Annotated in this window: 12 protein-coding genes and 1 pseudogene; 10 read left to right on the top strand and 3 right to left on the bottom strand. The window is 71.5% G+C overall.

Features of this window, described 5'->3' with window-relative positions; all coding sequences use genetic code 11:
* Positions 1-335: 335 nt before the first annotated feature.
* Entirely contained in the window at positions 336-2,648 is a 2,313-nt protein-coding gene (gene pcrA, locus A6A25_RS01160; RefSeq protein ID WP_073885836.1) for a DNA helicase PcrA, read from the bottom strand.
* A gap of 186 nt (positions 2,649-2,834) precedes the next feature.
* Between pcrA and A6A25_RS01165 the strand changes: the two are divergent.
* A pseudogene (locus A6A25_RS01165) lies at positions 2,835-3,125 on the top strand (chorismate mutase); the annotation flags it as partial.
* 73 nt (positions 3,126-3,198) lie between these two features.
* On the opposite strand, the gene A6A25_RS01170 reads toward A6A25_RS01165, so the two are convergent.
* On the bottom strand, positions 3,199-4,329 hold the full coding sequence (locus A6A25_RS01170) for a histone deacetylase (RefSeq protein ID WP_083667784.1): 1,131 nt from the start codon (positions 4,327-4,329) through the stop codon (positions 3,199-3,201).
* 64 nt (positions 4,330-4,393) lie between these two features.
* Here A6A25_RS01170 and A6A25_RS01175 point away from each other — a divergent pair, with 64 nt between their 5' ends.
* From A6A25_RS01175 to A6A25_RS01200, 6 genes are all read left to right on the top strand, one after another.
* Positions 4,394-4,708: a hypothetical protein gene (locus A6A25_RS01175; RefSeq protein WP_073885838.1), complete on the top strand. Its 315-nt coding sequence runs from the start codon at positions 4,394-4,396 to the stop codon at positions 4,706-4,708.
* Positions 4,709-4,916: 208 nt separating this feature from the next.
* Complete coding sequence (locus tag A6A25_RS01180) at positions 4,917-5,807, top strand: hypothetical protein (protein ID WP_073885839.1); 891 nt, start codon at positions 4,917-4,919, stop codon at positions 5,805-5,807.
* 217 nt (positions 5,808-6,024) lie between these two features.
* Entirely contained in the window at positions 6,025-6,756 is a 732-nt protein-coding gene (locus tag A6A25_RS01185; protein WP_143192907.1) for a hypothetical protein, read from the top strand.
* Positions 6,757-6,914: 158 nt separating this feature from the next.
* On the top strand, positions 6,915-7,910 hold the full coding sequence (locus A6A25_RS42730; RefSeq protein WP_143192908.1) for a hypothetical protein: 996 nt from the start codon (positions 6,915-6,917) through the stop codon (positions 7,908-7,910).
* A 355-nt stretch (positions 7,911-8,265) separates the two neighbouring features.
* The gene (locus A6A25_RS01195) at positions 8,266-9,618 is read left to right on the top strand and encodes a serine/threonine-protein kinase (protein ID WP_073885842.1); all 1,353 of its coding nucleotides are present in this window, start codon (positions 8,266-8,268) and stop codon (positions 9,616-9,618) included.
* Positions 9,619-9,726: 108 nt separating this feature from the next.
* Complete coding sequence (locus tag A6A25_RS01200) at positions 9,727-11,337, top strand: serine/threonine-protein kinase (protein WP_073885843.1); 1,611 nt, start codon at positions 9,727-9,729, stop codon at positions 11,335-11,337.
* Between the two features lie 22 nt (positions 11,338-11,359).
* On the opposite strand, the gene A6A25_RS01205 is transcribed toward A6A25_RS01200, so the two are convergent.
* Positions 11,360-12,253: a LysR family transcriptional regulator gene (locus tag A6A25_RS01205; RefSeq protein ID WP_073885844.1), complete on the bottom strand. Its 894-nt coding sequence runs from the start codon at positions 12,251-12,253 to the stop codon at positions 11,360-11,362.
* A gap of 82 nt (positions 12,254-12,335) precedes the next feature.
* Here A6A25_RS01205 and A6A25_RS01210 point away from each other — a divergent pair, with 82 nt between their 5' ends.
* The 3 genes from A6A25_RS01210 to A6A25_RS01220 all read left to right on the top strand — a co-directional run bounded on the left by A6A25_RS01210 (position 12,336) and on the right by A6A25_RS01220 (position 15,328).
* A complete protein-coding gene (locus A6A25_RS01210) occupies positions 12,336-13,340 on the top strand; it encodes a DMT family transporter (protein WP_380735686.1) in 1,005 nt (334 codons plus the stop codon).
* 195 nt (positions 13,341-13,535) lie between these two features.
* Positions 13,536-13,946, top strand: a complete 411-nt coding sequence (locus tag A6A25_RS01215) for an SsgA family sporulation/cell division regulator (RefSeq protein ID WP_073885845.1) — start codon at positions 13,536-13,538, stop codon at positions 13,944-13,946.
* A 35-nt stretch (positions 13,947-13,981) separates the two neighbouring features.
* Positions 13,982-15,328, top strand: a complete 1,347-nt coding sequence (locus A6A25_RS01220; RefSeq protein ID WP_073885846.1) for a serine/threonine-protein kinase — start codon at positions 13,982-13,984, stop codon at positions 15,326-15,328.
* Positions 15,329-15,335 lie beyond the last annotated feature (7 nt).

A 15,335-nucleotide genomic window follows, 5' to 3' on the forward strand; every position in this document is an offset into this window, starting at 1 on the left:
AGAGGCCGGGCTGCTCGTCGCAGCCCGGCCTCTCCACTGTGTGCAACCTTCCCCCGAAGGTGATCCCCTCCTGCGGTCACCGCCCCCGAAGCGGCTCCCGCCCTCACTTCCCCCCTGCTACCCCCCGCTGCCGCCAGGCGGCTCCCTCTGACCGGTTCACCCCGAATGACCCGGCCGTCCCGCTGGTGACACCCCTATAGACGCCCCAGGGGGATTCGGGTTGCACGGGAATTCGGCCACGTTCAGGTGAACACCGGTCGACCTCCAGGGGTCGACCGGTGACCTCGTGCGGCACCTATATATACGTAAGACGGCGAACTACGGCTGAGAGCGCCTCAGAGCTTCACGAGGGGCACGCCGCCGATGAGCATCAGCCGCACCGTCCCCGCGCCGCCGAAGTCGATCGTGGCGGTCGCACGGGGCCCCGAGCCGTCCACGGCCACCACGCGGCCGAGCCCGTACTTGTCGTGGCTCACCCGGTCGCCCACGTCCAGCTTCAGCGCGGGCGTGTCCTTCCAGTTCGCGTTCGTCGGCGCCGGGCGCGACGGGCCCGACCCGCGACCCCACGACGTCGGCGCGGACGGCGCGCTGCGCTTGGGCTCCACCCGCCGCCAGTCCAGCAGGTCGGCCGGGATCTCGTCCAGGAACCGCGACGCCGGGTTCGCCGACGGCTGGCCCCACGCCGAGCGCACCAGCGCACGCGACAGGTACAGCCGCTTCTGGGCACGCGTGATGCCCACGTACGCCAGGCGCCGCTCCTCGGCCAGCTCCGTCGGGTCGCCCAGGGCGCGCAGGTGCGGGAAGACGCCGTCCTCCCAGCCGGTGCAGAACACCACCGGGTACTCCAGGCCCTTGGCGGTGTGCAGCGTCATCAGCGTGACCACGCCGTCGGACTCCGCGTCCGGCACCGAGTCGGCATCCGCGACCAGCGACACCCGCTCCAGGAACGCGGCCAGCGAACCTTCCGCGGGCAGGCCCTCGTCTTCCTCCGGGACCGGGACCGCCGCGCCGAGGTCGGTGAACTCGCGGGCCACCGTGACCAGCTCGTTCAGGTTCTCCACCCGGGTGTGGTCCTGCGGGTCCTCGCTGGCCTCCAACTCGGCCCGGTAGGCGGTCTTGTCCAGCACCGCTTCCAGGATGTCGGCCACGTCGTCGCCGCGCTCCACCAGCTCGCCCAGCTCGTCCATCATCTCGACGAAACCGGCGATCGAGTTGCGCGAGCGCGGGTTGAGCAGCGGCACCTTGCCGGTGACCGCGTCGCGCAACGCCGCCGCGAAGCCGATCCGCTCGCGTTCGGCGTACATCGACACGCACGCCTCCGCGCGCTCGCCGATGCCGCGCTTGGGCACGTTCAGGATCCGCCGCAACGACACCGTGTCGTCGGGGTTGGACAACGCCCGCAGGTACGCCAAGGCGTCCCGCACCTCGCGCCGCTCGTAGAACCGGACGCCGCCGACCACCTTGTAGGGCAGGCCGAGGCGGATGAAGATCTCCTCGAACACGCGCGACTGGTTGTTGGTCCGGTAGAACACGGCGATCTCGCCGTTGTTCGCCTCGCCCGTGTCGACCAGGCGGTCGATCTCGTTCGCGACGAACTGCGCCTCGTCGTGCTCGTTGTCGGCGACGTAGCCGACGATCTTCTCGCCCTCGCCCAGGTCGCTCCACAGCCTCTTGTCCCGGCGGTTCGGGTTGCGCGAGATGACCGCGTTCGCCGCGCTCAGGATCGTCTGCGTGGACCGGTAGTTCTGCTCCAGCAGGATCGTGGTGGCCTGCGGGTAGTCGCGCTCGAACTCCACGATGTTGCGGATCGTCGCGCCGCGGAAGGCGTAGATCGACTGGTCGGCGTCGCCCACCACGCACAGCTCGCCCGGCGGCACACCGTCCTTGCCGGTCCCGATCAGCTCGCGGACCAGCGTGTACTGGGCGTGGTTGGTGTCCTGGTACTCGTCGACCAGCACGTGCCGGAACCGGCGGTGGTAGTGCTCGGCCACGTCCGGGTGCTGCTGGAGCAGCTCGACGGTCCGCATGATCAGGTCGTCGAAGTCGAGCGAGTTCGAGTCGCCGAGCCTGCGCTGGTAGCTCTCGTAGACCTCGGCGACCCGGCGCTCCAGGTCGTTGGCCGCGCGCTCCTTCGCGGTGGCCGCGTCGACCAGCTCGTTCTTCAGGTTCGAGATGTGGATCGCCAGCGTGCGCGCCGGGTAGCGCTTGGGGTCCAGGTCGAGGTCGCGCGCCACCAGCGTGATCAGCCGGCGGGTGTCGTCGGAGTCGTAGATCGAGAAGTTGGACGACATGCCGAGGGTCTTGGCCTCGCGGCGCATGACCCGGACGCACATCGAGTGGAACGTGGACACCCACATCGAGCGGGCCCGTGCGCCGACCAGGTCGGCCACGCGTTCCTTCATCTCGGCGGCGGCCTTGTTGGTGAAGGTGATCGCCATGACCTCGCCGGGGTGCACGTTGCGCTCGGCGAGCAGGTAGGCGATCCGGCGGGTCAGCACGCGCGTCTTGCCCGAGCCCGCACCGGCGACGACCAGCAGCGGGGCGCCCGAGTGCTCGACGGCCCGCCGCTGGGACGGGTTGAGGTCTTCGAGCAGCCGCGCGGACCGGGAGGCGGGGGGACTTGCGGGCAAGTCGAACAAGGCGCTCATCGTCTGTTCACGTTACCGGGTACCCCCGACAGCCCGTGGCTGTGGCATGATGAGGCGGTGCGCATGGCCCACTTCGAGTTTTTTTACGGGAACCGGACTCCGGCTCCCGTGGACCGCTAGCGCCGACAAGCCACCACGAAGCCCCGGAGTCCTCGGACCCCGGGGCTTCGCTGCTGCCAGGGCTGGGACTCCAACCAGAGTCGAGAGGTCGTCACGATGAACAGCACCGAAACCGCCCCGGACATCGATTCGCTGCGCCAGGAGATCGACCACCTGGACGCCGAGCTGCTGAGGCTGGTCAAGCGGCGGGTCGAGGTCTCCAAGATCATCGGCGCGGCGCGGATGGCCGCCGGCGGCACGAGGATCGTGCACAATCGGGAGATCGACGTGATCAACCGCTACAAGGAGCTCGGCCCGGACGGCCGCGACCTGGCCATGATCCTGCTCAAGCTCGGCCGAGGCCACCTCGGTCGGTGACATTTGCCGCTGCTCCGCGGCGTCCACCACCCCGCGAGGTCGCGTCGACCGTTCGCGCCCCGATTTCCGGCGATCACGCCCTTCGATCGTCGGAAATCGGGGCGCGAACGGTCGACTTCCGGGCGGCCGAGCCCTCGACGCCGGAGGCGGCGAAATTCCACACTGTGAGAGTGGATCTGGCTTTCGCCAGATCAGCGTCCACCAGTTGGGTGTCGTCCGGGACGTAGGCCAGCGGGTCCTCCAGCAGGTCCACGCCGACCAGGCCCTCGACCAGGGCGTGCAGGCACAACGCCGAGTAGCCGCGCAGGTAGCCGCCCTCCTGCGTGAGCACGGTCGGCAGGCCGAGCCCCGACACGGCCCGGCCGATGTCGCGGTAGCCGGCGGCGGTGAGGTTGTGCCTGCCGTTCGGGTCGAACGCCGACCCGTCGAAGCCCGAGGCGCAGACCAGGAAGTCCGCGCCGAACTCCGCCAGCGCCGGGAACGCGATCTCCGCCAGCACCCGCCGGTACGCCTCGTCACCCGCGCCCAGGGACAGCTCGACGTTGATGTTCGAGGCGCCCGACTCGGCAGGCGCACCGGTCTGGGCGTGGTTGGCGCCCCACGGGCCGTGCCGCATGTGCACGGACACCGTGAGCACGTCGGGCGTGTCGCGGAACACCTCCTGCGTGCCGTTGCCGTGGTGCACGTCCCAGTCCAGGACGGCGACCCGGCGGCCGGCGCGCCGTGCCGTCTCGGCGACCAGGGCGGCGTTGTTGATTAGGCAGTACCCGTCCGCCATGGTCGGCTGGGCGTGGTGGCCGGGCGGGCGGACCAGGGCGTAGGCCAGGCGGGTCCGACCGGCCGCGACCGCCTCGTACGCCGCCAGCGCGGTACCCGCCGCGGCGCGGATCGCGTTCCACGAGCCGGGGCCGACGACGGTGTTCACCTCGACGGCGGTGCGCCGTTCGCACGCGGCGCGCAGCCCGGCCAGGTAGGACGGCTCGTGGACGCGGGCCAGCTCCTCGTCGTCGGCGAACCGGCCGGTCGACCAGGACAGGTGCGGTGCGACCGGGCCCTGCTCCAGGGCGTGCCGGAACGTGCGCAGCCGGGCCGCGTTCTCCGGGTGCGGTTCGGGCGCGTCGAGCCAGTCCCACCGGCCGGGCAGCTCCCACAGCCCGGTGCCGGTGTCGTGCTCCAGGCAGGCGTCGTGCCAGAAGACCTCCACCCCTGGGAGATATCAGGGCGATCACGGATGGTCCAGCGGGTTTGGCCGGGGGCACACTGGTGTCATGGTCATCGGTCTCATCACGGGCCTCATCGCGATCCTCGGTGTGCTCGCCGCGCTGGCGCACGACGGTTACCTCGCGATGCTCGGTTCCGCCGCCAAGTCCAAGCGCGCCGCGGGCGCGCCCATCGCCCAGTACGTGCGCAGCCGGTGGACCCTCGCCGGGGTGACGACGATCATCGCCCTCGTCGGCCTGCTGATCACGTCGGGCGGCACCGTCTCCGGCGACATCATCGGCGCGCTGATCGCGGGCGGTGCCGGCCTGGCCGCCACCAACGCGCTCCAGGGCACCAGGAAGAAGCTGAACAGCGGGAGCTGAAGATTCACTCATCCGTGTGTCGCTCAGCCCCACAAGGCTGATCTGCGCAGCTCTACGTGCACCCTGCACCTAATCTGAGGCGGCGGGGTCCTCGGTGTCCCACCCCCATGCCCCGCGCCACTTGAACCCACCAGGTGAGTTCGAGCCCAACCAGGTGACACAACCGCGAGGGCCGTCAGGTCGGGGGGCGGGAGGGGTCTGCACAGCTATGGACATCGGGGAACCGGAACGGTCGGGTCGGCATCGGCATCGGCTGGAGGACGGGGCGGCGATCTGGCTGCCCGTGGGCGGTGAGCTGGACCACACACCGTTCGAGGACGCGACCACGCGACCGGTGCCCCCACCGCCACCGCCGGACCCGTTCGTCGACACCGACGCCATGGGGCTGCGGAAGTTCAACATCGGCCTGGTGCCCGCCTCGGTGACCCCGCCCCGGACGTGGAAGCGGGCCGCCTGGTTCGCCGTGCTGTCGTCGGCGGGCGTCCTGGTCGGACTGGCCGTCGCCGCGGCCAACCTGGTCGGCACCAACCAGCCCGCCGAGCGCATCGGCCTGCCCGGCTACCCGACCGACGTGCCGCTGCTGACCGGCTTCGCCACCGCACCGCCTCCCCCGACCACCACCACGGCGCGCCGCGTGCCCGCCGAGGCCGTGGCGAACGGGCTCGTCGCCGCCACCGGCGACCGAGCCGACCCGGACGGCGGCTCCGCGGTCGACCTCACCGCCGCCACCCCCGGCCCGGAGACGTCCCCGCACGTCACCACGGTTCCCGCGCACGCGCAGCCGATCGTGGACGCGGAGACGATCGCGGAGAACACCGAGCTGTTCTACGAAGAGGTCGCGGCGAACTCCGACACCGCGCTGACGCTGGTCTCGGACACCTTCCGGCTGGCCGGCGGGGTGCTGCTGGAGCAGGAGTTCGCGGACGTGTCGCTGATCGAGGTGCGGGAGATCACCGTGGACCCGACGCGGGGCATCACGGTGAGCACGCTGGACGTGACCCACAAGGACGGGTCCAGGACCACGGAGCGGCGCGAACTCGTGTTCACCACCGGCCGGGAACCGCTGATCGACGGCGAGCGGTCCGCCCCCGGCGCCTGAAACCACACTCCTGGTGGGCGCCGTTCCGTAGTCCCTTCGCCCGTTCGAGCGACGGGTTTTGACCACTGGCCGCCACGAACGAGTGAACTCCCTGGTTGAGCTGGATTCCCGCCGGTCCACCACGGTACGAGTCTTGGCGACGACACGACCGAGGGAGTCGCCAGTGCAGCGCCCTACGACGAGCGGTCGCAGGCACAACCGCGTGGGATCGGTCACGGTGGCTGAGCTGCTCAGGAAGCAGCCGGCGCCGGTGCGGGTCCGGCACCGCGAGCAGGCCGCCACCCATGGCCTGATCGCCGACCTGCTGCGCGAGGAGGACGACCCGACGGCGTCCGCGAGACGACCCACCCGGGCGGCGAAGCTGGCCGGTGTGACCACCGGGGCGGTGGTGCTGCTCGCCTCGATCGCCGCCGCCTCCGTCCTGGCGGGCAACCGCGACGCGGGTCCCGACGTGCCGCGGGTGGAGCCGCCCGGTTCGATCACCGGGTCGTCGGCGTTGCGGCCGGACCTGCTGTCGGCCCAGCTGGGCGGAGGGCGGTCGGAGCGCATCCCGACACCCGCTCGGCCGGCCGTGCCGTTGGCCGCCGACGTGACGGACGAATCGCCGGTGGTGATGCCGTCGCCGCAGGTCGACGTCGGGCCGGAACCGCAGGTCGACGTCGTGCGGCGGTTCTTCGAGCTGCTGCCCGCGCAGCCCGCGGAGGCGTCCCGGCTGCTGGCGCCGGAGCTGCTCGGGGGCAGCCCGGGTGACTTCGTCGACTCCTGGGGTCACGTGCAGGCGATCACGATCGAGTCGACGTCGCTGCGGCCGGACGGCGCGGTGCTGGCGGTCGTCTCGCTGCAGGAGCGCAGCGGTCGGTGGCTGCGGGTCGAGCAGGTATTCCGGTTGACCGACACGAGCGTGCCGCGCATCGTCGGCACCGAAGTCCTATCGGCCCAACGGCGTTGACGCTCGGTAGCGATCAAGGTCTTGTTGTTCACTCAGCGTTCAACAAACCCCAGATACCGTAGGAAACTTCACTCAAAGGGGTTACGTAGACGGTCACGATTCGGTATCCATGGTCCCGGTCAGTAGCGCAACGCTCTCTCCGGGAAAGGTGTTCAGCGGTGTCGAACGACGACAAACGCCGTCGACAGGATGGCTCGACGGCCAAGCTGTCGGTCGCCGACCTGCTCGCCAGGCGTGAGGCGGAGACGCAGCCGATCCCGCGGATCACCGCCGGCGGCGCCGGCAATCGGACAGCAGTCGGCGGAGCCGGCGATCGGACAGCAGTGGGTGGAGCCGGAAGTCGCACGACCGCGGGCAGAACCCGCGACGGGGTGACCTCGGGCCGAGCCGGGACCCGGATCACCGAACGGCCGGCCGTAGAGCGGTCGGACGACGACGAGGAGACGGTCCGGTTCTCGGTCGCCGCCCTGGCTGCCGGTGCGACCAACCTCTCCGGTCGCGAGCTGCACGTCACCGAACTGCTGCGCCGCGAGGGCCGCGCCGGTGAAGAGGAGCGCGGCGGCGGGTTGTCCGTGCCGAAGCTCGTGGCGATGGCCAGCGGCGGCGTGGTGCTCGCCGGCACCGTCGCGTTCACCGCGTCCAACCTGATGTCGTCCCCGGACGAGCGCCCGCCGGCGGAGGTGCGCTTCGACGCACGCCCGGCGGCCCGCGCCACCAACACGCTCACCAAGGACCTCGCCGCCGCCGCTGCCCAGCAGCAGACGCAGCAGACGCAGCAGACGCAGGCCGAGACCACCACGACGCCGCCGGAGCAGGCTCCGGAGCCGACGACCCAGCGCGCGCCGCGGCCCAACACGCAGCAGCAGACGACGACCCAGCAGCAGACGCAGCAGCAGGCGCCGACGAACACGACCACGCAGCCGCCGAGTTCCAGCAGCCAGCAGACGACGACCCCGGCGCCCAGCACGAGCACCACGACGCCGGCGCCGCCGAGCAACAGCACGCAGCCGCCGTCGTCCTCCACGCCGCCGTCCTCGTCCACCCCGAGCACCCCGCCGTCCGAGGACAGCGGCTCGGGCCTCGACCTGGACCTCGACCTGGGCGGGATCCTGAACCCGATCGGCGGGTTCGACTTCTTCGCTCCGGCCAGCTGACCGCCACCCTGACGTTCCGCGAACCCGCCGCTCGTCGTGCCCGAGCGGCGGGTTCGCCGCGACCACTGACACTCGAACGGGTGAACCAGTGGGCGGTTAGCCCGTTCGGCCCCAAAACTGGTGATCTTCGTGCGAACGGGTGTCCTTACGGCTCGGTATCAGGTATCCCTTCCCGGTCACCTCTCGGCTCACGTGACCTGCGCAACGGCTCGAAAGGCGTCGTCACGGCCGGGGTAGGCTCTGCGGGCGAGCGGTGGCCTAGCCTGTTCCGCGCACCGATCCGCACGACGAGGAGCCCGAGCGTGAGACCTGCTGCCCTTGCCGCGGTCACGCAGCGCCCCAGCGAGGTGGTCCGGTGAGCAACGACGGTCGCGTCATCGCCGAGCGCTACCGGTTCCTGGACCGGATCGGCAGCGGTGCGATGGGCATCGTGTGGCGTGCCCAGGACGAGCGCCTGGGCCGCGTCGTGGCGATCAAGCAGCTGCTGCTGGCGCCGAGCCTGGACGAGCGCGAGCAGGACGAGGCGATCCAGCGCGCCATGCGCGAGGGCCGCATCGCCGCCAAGCTGCACCACCCCAACGCCATCGCCGTCTACGACGTGGTGGAGGAGAACGGCGCTCCGTGCCTGGTCATGGAGTACCTGCCGTCCTACAGCCTGGCCGACACGATGGCCGAGCACGGCCCGCTGGACCCCGTCGAGGTGGCTCAGATCGGCATGCAGGCCGCCGCCGCGCTGGCCGCCGCGCACGCCGCCGGGATCGTGCACCGGGACGTCAAGCCCGGCAACGTGCTGCTCGCCGACAACGGCCTGGTCAAGATCACCGACTTCGGCATCTCCCGGGCCAGCGACGACGTCACGGTCACCAAGACCGGCCTGATCGCGGGCACCCCCGCCTACCTGGCGCCGGAGATCGCGCGCGGCCAGGACCCGACGCCCGCCTCGGACGTGTTCTCGCTCGGCTCGACGCTGTACGCGGCGGCCGAGGGCGAGCCGCCGTTCGGGTTGTCCGAGAACACCCTGGGCGTGCTGCACGCCGTGGCGGCGGGCCGGATCAACCCGCCGCAGGTCGACCACCCGTTGACCGACGTGCTGCTGCGGCTGCTCAACTACGACCCGGCCGACCGGCCGACCATGGCGCAGGCCCGCGACATGCTCAGCGCGGTCGCGCACGGCCGCAACCCCAGCCTGACCGGCCTGCTGCCGGCCAGCTCGCCGGGGTTCGCGCCGGTGCCCGCGGGCGCCACGGCGGTCCTGGACGCCGACCGCACCCGCGTGGTGCGGCCCGGTCCGCGGTCGACGGGCGGCGCCACGCCGGTCGCCCCGCCACCCCCGCAGCGCAGCGACAACCGGCCGCTGGTGATCACCGCGGTCGTGCTGGCCGCCATCCTGCTGCTCGGGTTCCTGGCGGTGGCCCTGGACTGGTTCGGCGGGAAGGACCCGGTCACGCCACCGGCGGGCGGGTCGAGCTCGGCCTCGGCCACGCCGACCACCACGACCACCACGCCCCCGCCGACCACCACCGTGGAGACGCAGACGGTCACCGTCGAGCCGACGACGACCACCACGACGCCGACGACCACGACCACGACGACCACCACGACGACGCCGCCCACCACCACGACCACGACCACGACGACCACGACGACGACCACCACGACCACGACTGGTGGCTCGACACCCCCCACGGTGGGTCCGGGGGGTTCGTGAACCTCGTAAGGTGGTGCCGAACCCGTTCGGGTGACGCAACGTTCTTGTCCTAGTGGCGTCTTGTCGTTCGCCACTGAATGAAGCCCTAGCAGCTACTGGGAGCACGCCGTGAGCGACGATGGCCGCCTGGTTGCCGGCCGCTACCGACTTGGCCGGCGGATCGGCAGCGGTGCGATGGGCATCGTCTGGGAAGCGCACGACGAGCGCCTGCACCGCACGGTCGCGGTCAAGCAGCTGCTGCTCCAGCCCGGCCTGGCCGAGTCCGACACGGACGAGGCGAAGCGCCGCGCCATGCGCGAGGGCCGGATCGCGGCCCGCCTGCAGCACCCGCACGCGATCGCGGTGTACGACGTGGCGGAGGACGACGGCCAGCCGTGGCTGGTGATGGAGTACCTGCCGTCCAAGAGCCTCTCCACGGCCCTGTCCGAACGCGGCACGCTGCCGCCGCGCGACGTGGCGTCGATCGGCTCGCAGGTCGCCTCCGCGCTCGCCGCCGCGCACAACGCGGGCATCGTGCACCGCGACATCAAGCCGGGCAACATCCTGCTCGGCAACGACGGCACGGTGAAGATCACCGACTTCGGCATCTCCCGGGCCACCGGCGACGTCACGGTCACCGCGACCGGGATGCTCGCGGGCACGCCCGCCTACCTCGCGCCCGAGGTGGCCAAGGGCTACGACCCCGGCCCGCCCTCGGACGTGTTCTCGCTGGGCTCGACGCTGTACGCGGCGATCGAGGGCGCGCCGCCGTTCGGCCTGAACGAGAACACCATCGCGCTGCTGCACCAGGTCGCGTCGGGCAAGGTGGTGCCGCCGAAGCAGGCCGGTCCGCTGACCGCGCTGCTGATGCGCCTGCTGCGCGCCGAGCCGGAGGACCGGCCGACCATGGCCGAGGCCCGCGAGGCGCTGGCCGCGGTGGCGGCCGGTCGGGCCGCGCCGGAGTTCCCGGTGGCGCTGCCGCAGAGCCACCCGCCGTCGTGGCAGGGCGCGCCCGTGCAGGCCCAGCCGGCTCGCGCGCTGACCCCGGCCGCCCAGCACAACCCGCCGGCCACGCCGAACAACCCGCCGCACGTCGCGACCAGGGTGGCGCCCGCGCCGACCCCGCCGCCCGCGCCGCAGCGGCAGCCGAGCCACAACCCGCCGCCCGCCCGCCCGGTCGGCGCGTCGAGACCGGCCGGCGGCCCGGTGAAGAGCAAGCGGTCGACGGTGTTCACCGCGCTCGCCATCGCGGGCGCGGCCGTCGTCGGCATCCTGCTGGCGAGCGTGCTGTCCAGCGGTGACGAGCCGAAGGACAACCAGGCCATCACGCCGCCGACGAGCGTGGCGCAGGAAGCGGGCGGCGAGGCGTCGGTGACGCCGTCGAAGAAGCCGGCCACGCCGACGGTCAAGATCACCGCCGAGCCGTCGGCCGAGCAGCAGGAGCAGGCGGTCCGCGACTACTTCGGCCTGCTGCCGGACCACGTGGACGAGGGCTACGGCCGGTTGACCGCCAAGATGCAGGCGGCGACCGGTGGCCCGAGCGGCTACCAGGGCACGTGGAACCAGGTGAAGTCGATCGAGCTCAAGAGCGTGCGGATGAACTCGCCGTACGCCTACGAGGTCGACATCGCCTACCACATGAAGGACAGCTCGGTCAGCACCGAGCGCAAGCTGATCATCCTGAAGTGGGAGAACCAGGGCATCTACATCGACGGTGAGCAGAAGCTCAGCCAGCCGTAGCTCGGCCGAGCCTGCCCGCCGATCAGCGGGCCGAGGCCTTCAGCGCGTCCAACAGGCTGGTCACCGCCGGTGAGCCCGCGCCGTCCTCGCGGATCGCGGCGCAGATCGTCCTGGTCGGCTCCGGGTGGCGCAGCTTGCGGACCACCACGCCGGGGTGCACGACGCCGAGGCTGAGCTTCGGCACGATGGTCACCCCGAGCCCGGCCGCGACGAAGCCCTGCGCGGTCGGGTAGTCGTCGGCCTCCACCACGATGTTGGGCGCGAACCCGGCGCCCGCGCAGGCGTTGAGCACGATGTCGCGGCACGGTCCGGGCGGCGTCACGGCGTCCACCCACTGCTCCTCGGCCAGGTCGGCGAGGTCGAGCACGCGCTTGCGGGTCAGCTCGTGGCCGCGCCGCAGCACGGCCAGGTACGGGTCGTCCAGCAGGTGCACGAGGTGCACGCCGCGCGGTGGTTCGCTGCCCCGGTGGTGCACGACGATGGCCACGTCGGCGCGGCCCGCTTCGACCTCCACCATCGGGTCGTCCGGCTCGGTGAGCTTGAGGTCGAGCTGGACGTCGGCGTGGTCGGCCCGGAACAGGGCCACGGCGGGTGGCACGAGGGCGGCGCCCGCGGTGGCGAAGTAGCGCACCCGGAGGCGACCGGTGCGGCCCGCGCGCAGGTCGGCCAGCGCCGCCTCGGCCTCGACCAGCCGGTCGGTGATGTGCGCGGCGTGCTCGGTGAGCAGGCGGCCCGCCACGGTCGGCCGCACGCCCCGCCCGACGCGGTCCAGCAGCGGCAGGCCCGCCTGCTTCTCCAGGGCCGAGACCTGCTGGCTGATGGCCGAGGGCGTGTACCCGAGGTTGACCGCCGCGGCGGTGATGGAGCCGGTGGTGACCACGGCCCGGAGCACCTGCATTCGTCGCACGTCCAACATGACCCAACCGTACAGCGGTGCTTAAGGATCGTGCAGTTCTATTCACTTGTGCTGATACTTCGTGGTCGCGCAGAGTACGGGGGTGAACAAGCCTGGCACGCTGATCAGGATGGGTGTCCTGGCCCTGCTCTGGGGTTCCAGCTTCCTGTGGATCAAGATCGCGCTCACCGGCCTCTCGCCGCTGCAGATCACGCTCACCCGCACCACGCTCGGCGCGCTGGTGCTCGTCGCGCTCGTGTACTGGAGCAAGCAGCGGCTCCCGAAGGACCGGACGTCCTGGCTGCACTTGAGTTTCGCCGCGCTCTTCGGCAGCGCGGTGCCGTTCGCCCTGTTCGCGTTGGGCGAGCAGACGGTGGACTCGGGCGTGGCGGGCGTGCTGAACGCCACCACGCCGCTGTTCGCGCTGGGCATCGGGCTGGTCCTGGGCACGGACCGGCGGCGCAACCCGGCCCGGCTCGTCGGCCTGGTGCTCGGCTTCGCCGGCGTGCTGCTCATCTTCGCCCCGTGGCAGAAGGCCGGGCTGGCGAGCTGGGGCGCGCTGGCGTGCCTGGCCGCGGCGGCGTCCTACGCGGTCAGCTACGCCTACATCGGGCACAAGGTGTCCGGGCGCGGCCTGACCCCGATGCAGATCTCCTCGGCGCAGCTGGTGGCCGCGGCGGGCATGACGGCGGTCGTGGTGCCGGTGGCCGGGATGCAGCCGGTGCACCTGTCCTGGCAACCGCTGGTGGCCGTGGCGATCCTGGGCGTGTTCGGTACGGGTGTGGCGTTCGTGCTGAACTACCGCGTCATCGAGGACGAGGGCGCGACCAACGCCACGATGGTCGGCTACCTGCTGCCCGTGGTGTCGGTGTTGCTGGGCGCGCTGTTCCTCGGCGAGGCGCTCAACCTCCGCGTCGTGCTGGGCATGGTGGTGGTGCTCGCCGGCGTCGCGCTCACCCGCAAGCAGCCCGCGACGGCCATCGTGCCGTTGCCGGAAGGCGATGAGCCGGGCGAGAAGTCGGGTGAGGCCGTCGGGGAGTCGGTCGGGGAGTTGGTCGCGGAGTCGACCGCGGAGTCGGTCGGTGGCAAGGTGACTACGCTCAAGTGACCTGCTATAACGCAGTGTTACTCATCGGTACGGTGTGCTCCGCGGCCAACTGAGACAACCGTCCTGGGCAAACGGGTGGACTTGAGACCCAGGTCTCCCCCGATCGCGTGGTGTTCACGCATTCCGCGTCCTGTTTCGCCCTCTCGGACGTCTCCTCACATGAGAGGGACGACTTCGGAAGGGAACCCACAGGCCATGAGCAACGACAGCATCACCATCACCACGACGTTCCACCTCCTCGTCCCGGGCGTGGCCCCGGCGCCGGTGGAGGCCGAACTCCACTACGAACCGGAGGACCCGTACGCGGTAGCCGTGCTGTTCCACACCGGCCAGGGCAAGGTCGAGTGGATCTTCGCCCGGGACCTGCTGGCCGACGGCCTGCTCACGTCGTCCGGCGAGGGCGACATCCTGGTCCGGCCGGCCGCCGACGACCCGGAGCGGGTCCTGGTGGAGCTGAACGCGCCCACGGGCTTCGCGATCCTGTCCGCCGACGCGGAGGCCATCGCCGAGTTCCTGGACCTCACCTACGACGTGGTGCAGCCCGGCGAGGAGGACCTGTGGATCGACTTCGACCGCGAACTCGCCAAGCTGGTCTCGACCAACTGATCGTCGCGGGCCACGCCATCGCTTAACCTGCTGGCGTGGCGGAGTCCGGGGGGACGGGGACGGGGACAGTCGGCGGTCGGTACGCGCTGGTCGAGCGGATCGGCAGCGGCGCCATGGGCGTCGTCTGGCGGGCGCGGGACGAGCTGCTGGACCGCGAGGTGGCGGTCAAGCGGCTCCGCTGGCCCGACCTGACGGCCGAAGAGGTCGAGGTGGCCAGGGCGCGGGCCATGCGCGAGGCGCGCAACGCGGCGCGGCTGCAGCACCCCGACGCGATCTCCGTGTTCGACGTGGTGGTGGAGGACGACCGGCCCTGGCTGGTCATGGAGTACCTGCCCTCGCGCAGCCTGGCCGGGCTGCTGGCCGAGCGGGGCAGGCTGAGCCCGGACGAGGCGGCCAGGATCGGCGGTCGGGTGGCCGCCGCGCTGGCCGCGGCGCACGCGGCGGGCATCGTGCACCGGGACGTCAAGCCGTCGAACGTGCTCATCGGGCACGACGGCACGGTCAAGCTCACCGATTTCGGCATCTCACGGGCCGCGGGCGACGGCACGCTTACCGACAGCGGCATGATCACCGGCACGCCCGCCTACCTGGCGCCCGAGGTCGCGCGCGGCGAGCAGCCGGATCAGGCGTCGGACGTGTTCTCGCTGGGTGCGACGCTGTACGCGGCGACCGAAGGTCAGTCGCCGCACGGGGTGAGCGACAACAGCTTCGGGCTGCTGTACCGTGCCGCGGCGGGCCGGATCGAGCCGCCGACGCGCTCGGGGGCGTTGACGGGTGCGCTGAACAGGTTGCTCGCCTCGGACCCGGCTGAGCGGCCCTCAGCGGCCGAAGCGGTCGAGTTGCTGGCCAACCTCGAACCGGAGGTCACGGCCGACCCGCCGGTCGAGGACGAGCCTGGGGGGACCGAGCCCGAATCGGGTGAGCTCGACGGAACGAAGCGGAAGCGGTGGCTCGCGCCCGTCGTGGCGGCGGTCGTGCTGCTGCTCGTCGCCGGTGCGGTCGCGGTGGCCGCGCTCCAGCCGTGGCGCTTCGACGCCGAAACGACGTCGTCCCAGTCGCCACCACCACCGCCGAACGCGGAGGCGGCCGCGGGGTTGGTGCGCCGGCACTACGACCTGCTGCCGGAGAACACGTCGGTGGCCTACGAGAACCTGGCCGTGTCGTTCCGTCAGCCGTTCGAGGAGTACCAGCGGTTCTGGAGCCAGTACGACGACGTGCGCACCGACATGTTCGAGGCCGTGCAGGATCACCCGACCAGGTTCATCGTCAGGACGCGGGTGACCTTCGTGCAGGGCCCGTCGGAGGTGGCGGGCTTCTACCAGCTGGTGGTCGAGCACGTCGACGGCAGGCTGTTGATCAGCTCCTCCGAGCACCTGGGCTAGCAGCCGG

This window comes from Saccharothrix sp. CB00851 (assembly GCF_001905065.1).
In the GTDB taxonomy this organism is placed as follows: Bacteria; Actinomycetota; Actinomycetes; order Mycobacteriales; family Pseudonocardiaceae; genus Actinosynnema.

What these genes read in the sequence shown, in the direction of transcription:
- pcrA (WP_073885836.1), bottom strand. Translation starts at nt 2,648, where the DNA reads ATGAGCGCCTTGTTCGACTTGCCCGCAAGTCCCCCCGCCTCCCGGTCC.
- A6A25_RS01180 (WP_073885839.1), top strand. Translation starts at nt 4,917, where the DNA reads ATGGACATCGGGGAACCGGAACGGTCGGGTCGGCATCGGCATCGGCTG.
- A6A25_RS01175 (WP_073885838.1), top strand. Translation starts at nt 4,394, where the DNA reads ATGGTCATCGGTCTCATCACGGGCCTCATCGCGATCCTCGGTGTGCTC.
- A6A25_RS01205 (WP_073885844.1), bottom strand. Translation starts at nt 12,253, where the DNA reads ATGTTGGACGTGCGACGAATGCAGGTGCTCCGGGCCGTGGTCACCACC.
- A6A25_RS01215 (WP_073885845.1), top strand. Translation starts at nt 13,536, where the DNA reads ATGAGCAACGACAGCATCACCATCACCACGACGTTCCACCTCCTCGTC.